At 74.3% G+C, this 2,833-nt stretch carries 2 protein-coding genes; both read left to right on the top strand.

Annotation, left to right across the window (positions count from 1 at the left end):
• On the top strand, window positions 1–1,078 hold a 1,078-nt coding region (locus KM933_RS38525), incomplete at its 5' end, for a beta-ketoacyl reductase (protein ID WP_221362266.1).
• Between the two features lie 36 nt (window positions 1,079–1,114).
• Window positions 1,115–2,833: type I polyketide synthase (locus KM933_RS38520; protein ID WP_221362256.1), on the top strand; the 1,719-nt coding region annotated here is incomplete at its 3' end.

Raw genomic sequence — 2,833 nt, 5'->3', positions numbered from 1 at the left:
GGTGGTGCACACGGCGGGTGTGCTGGACGACGGTGTGATCGCCTCGCTCACGCCCGAACGCCTCGCGGCCGTCCTGCGTCCCAAGGTGGACGCGGCCTGGCACCTGCACGAACTGACCCGCGACCTCGACCTCGCCGCGTTCCTGCCCTTCTCGTCCATCGCGGGCGTCATGGGCAGCCCCGGCCAGGGCAACTACGCCGCGGCCAACTCGTTCCTGGACGCCCTCACCCGCCACCGCCGCGAACTCGGCCTGGCCGGCACCTCGCTGGCCTGGGGTCCCTGGGCGCACGACGGCGGCATGACCAGCACCCTGTCCGACACGGACATGCGCCGCATGCAGTCCGGCGGCCTCCCGCCGCTCGCCGTCGAGCAGGGCCTGGAGCTGTTCGACATCGCCCGCGGCTCCGACGAGACCTTCCTCGTCCTGGTGGGCCTCGCCCCCGGCGCCATGCGCGGCGCCGCCCCCGAGGACCTGCCGCCGCTGTTCCGCTCCATGGTCCGCAGCAGCCGCCGCACCGCGGCCGCCACCGACGCGGCCGGCGCCTCCGCGGCGCTCGGCGCCAAACTCGCCGGCCTCGGCGCCGCCGACCGCGTCCGGCACCTCACCGACCTGGTCCGCGAACAGGCCGCCCGGGTCCTCGGCCACGCCTCCCCGAAGTCCGTCGACGTCACCCAGGAGTTCCGCGAGCTGGGCTTCGACTCGCTGACCTCCCTGGAACTGCGCAACCACCTGTCCACCGCGACCGGACTGCGCCTCCCGGCCACCCTGGTCTTCGACTACCCGACCCCCACGGCGCTCGCCGAGCACTTCGTCTCCGAACTGGCCGGCGACGACGCCCCGCAGGGGCCGTCGCTCCTCGCCGAACTCGACCGGCTGGAGACCCTCCTCGCGGCCGACGACCCGGACGAGATCACCCGCGCGGGCCTCGCCCTGCGCCTGGGTCAGATGCTGGACAGGGTGCGCGGCGCCGCACCGGAGCCGACCGGTTCCGACGTCGACGACAACTTCGAGTCGGCCAGCGCCGACGACGTCTTCGCGTTCATCGACAACGAGCTCGGCCGCCTGGGCGACCGCTGAGACGAGCTTGATCCACCACAGGAAGGTTCCCCCGTCATGCCCGATGACAAGAAGCTCGTCGACTACCTCAAGTGGGTCACGGCCGATCTGCACAAGACCCGGCGCCGGCTGGAGGAGTCCGAGGCACACCGGCGCGAGCCCATCGCCGTCGTCGGCATGGCCTGCCGCCTCCCCGGCGGCGTGAACTCCCCCGAGGACTACTGGCGGCTCCTCGACGAGGGCCGCGACGGCATCGCGCCCTTCCCCGACGACCGCGGCTGGGACCTCGACGCCCTGGGCGGCGAGGGCGCCGGCAGCAGCGCCGCAGCCGAGGGCGGCTTCGTGGACGCCGCCGCCTTCGACGCGTCCTTCTTCGGGATCTCGCCCCGCGAGGCCGTCGCCATGGACCCGCAGCAGCGGCTCCTCCTGGAGACCTCCTGGGAGGCCGTGGAACAGGCCGGCATCGACCCGGTCTCGCTGCGCGGCAGCCGCACCGGTGTCTTCGTGGGCACCGCCGGCGTCGACTACGTCGGCGTCGTGATGAACTCCCGCGAGGACGCCGAGGGCCACGCCACCACGGGCCTCACCGCCAGTGTCGTCTCCGGCCGCCTGTCGTACGCCTTCGACCTGGCCGGCCCCGCCGTCACCGTCGACACCGCCTGCTCGTCGTCCCTCGTCGCCATCCACCTGGCCGCCCAGGCGCTGCGCAACGGCGAGTGCGGTCTCGCCCTCGCCGGCGGCGTCACGGTGATGTCCACCCCGATGGGCTTCTCCGGCTTCACCCGGCAGGGCGGCATCTCCACCAGCGGCCGCTGCAAGGCGTTCGCGGACGCCGCCGACGGCACCGGCTGGTCCGAGGGCTCCGGCGTCCTCGTCCTGGAGCGGCTGTCGGACGCCCGCCGCAACGGCCACCAGGTCCTGGCCGTGATCCGTGGCTCCGCCATCAACCAGGACGGTGCCTCCAACGGCCTCACCGCCCCCAACGGGCCCTCGCAGAAGCGCGTCATCCGGCAGGCCCTCGCCGGGGCCGGGCTCTCCGCCGCCGACGTCGACGCCGTCGAGGCGCACGGCACCGGCACCCCGCTCGGCGACCCGATCGAGGCGCAGGCCCTGCTGGCGACGTACGGGCAGGACCGGCCCGCGGACCGCCCGCTGCTGCTGGGCTCCGCGAAGTCGAACATCGGCCACTCCCAGGCCGCCGCCGGTGTCGCCGGCGTCATCAAGACCGTCCTCGCCATCCGGCACGGTGTCCTGCCCAAGACCCTCCACGTGGACCGGCCCTCGACCCACGTCGACTGGGAGGCGGGCAACATCCGCCTGCTCACCGAGGCCACCCCGTGGCCGGAGACCGGCCGTCCGCGCCGCGCCGGCGTCTCCTCCTTCGGCATCAGCGGCACCAACGCCCACCTCGTCATCGAGCAGGCACCCGAACCCGAGGAGACCACGGGCTCCGAACCGGAGGAGACCACGGCCCCCGAGTCCGAGCGGCCCACGGTCACGCCCGCGGTCGTCCCCTGGACGGTCTCCGCCAAGACCCGGGACTCCCTGGACGCCCAGATCGCCCGCCTCACCGGCCTGCCCGCCACCCCTCTCGACATCGGCCACTCCCTGGCCACCGGCCGCTCCACCTTCGACCACCGCGCCGTCCTGCTGGCGGATGCCGAGGGTGGGCCGGTGGAGGTGGCCCGGGGACGCGCCGTCGAGCGGACCCTGGCGGTGCTGTTCTCCGGCCAGGGCTCGCAGCGGGCGGGGATGGGGCGTGAGCTGTACGCGCGC

The sequence above is a fragment of the Streptomyces beigongshangae genome, assembly GCF_019710745.1.
Classification (GTDB): domain Bacteria; phylum Actinomycetota; class Actinomycetes; order Streptomycetales; family Streptomycetaceae; genus Streptomyces; species Streptomyces beigongshangae.
This window is presented reverse-complemented; position numbering and strand designations above follow the sequence as displayed.